At 43.4% G+C, this 804-nt stretch carries 1 protein-coding gene; it reads left to right on the top strand.

The window, feature by feature from the left end; translation table 11 throughout:
* Window positions 1-788 (top strand): IS110 family transposase (locus JC606_RS23240; protein ID WP_198779569.1); only part of this gene is annotated, 788 nt, incomplete at its 5' end.
* Window positions 789-804: the final 16 nt, after the last annotated feature.

Raw genomic sequence — 804 nt, 5'->3', positions numbered from 1 at the left:
TGAAGCCGTATCGCAGTGGTAATAAGAACGATGCTAATGATGCTATCGCGATTTACGAAGCTTCCTTACGCTCCGATATTCATGCTGTACCTGTAAAAACACCGGAGCAGCAAGATATCGCAATGCTGCTGAGTTTAAGACAAAGCTATATAAAACAACGCACGGCAGTAAGTCTACGTATCCGTGGCTATGCAGCGGAATGTGGCATTACCTTCCCACAAGGAGCCAATAAACTGCGAGAACTACTCCCTTTCGTTATCGAAGATATGGAGAATGAATTAACACCGACAACTCGATTCGTTCTCCGAGAATTACATGCTCAGCTACTAAATCTTGATGAGCCTATCGAGAGAGTTGAATCGCAACTTATAGACTTTGCAAAGCAAATACCCGCTTGCCAGTTATTAATCACTTTACGAGGTGTACGTTGGGTGATTGCAAGTGCCATTTTTTCCCGTCTGGGTGACGCTTCGGCCTATAGAAATGGTCGAGGAGCTAGTGCGAGCTTAGGTTTAGTTCCGGCTCATACTGGCAGTGGTGGTAAGAACAAAAACCACGGAATAAGTAAATCAGGTGATAAAACCTTACGCTCTCTTGTCGTTCATGGAGCAAGAGCGGTGGTAGCGAATATCCGAGATAAAGAAGATCGCTTAAGTTGCTGGATACGAAACTTATTAGAAAGAAAGTCGTTTAACCAAGTGGTTGTCGCCCTTGCGAACAAAACGATCAGAATGGCTTGTGCCATGCTGAAAAGCAATCAATCTTATAATGAGACGTTAATCGCTTAACAGTTGATTTTATAAG

This window comes from Vibrio sp. IB15 (genome assembly GCF_016406055.1).
In the GTDB taxonomy this organism is placed as follows: domain Bacteria; phylum Pseudomonadota; class Gammaproteobacteria; order Enterobacterales; family Vibrionaceae; genus Vibrio; species Vibrio chagasii.
This window is presented reverse-complemented; position numbering and strand designations above follow the sequence as displayed.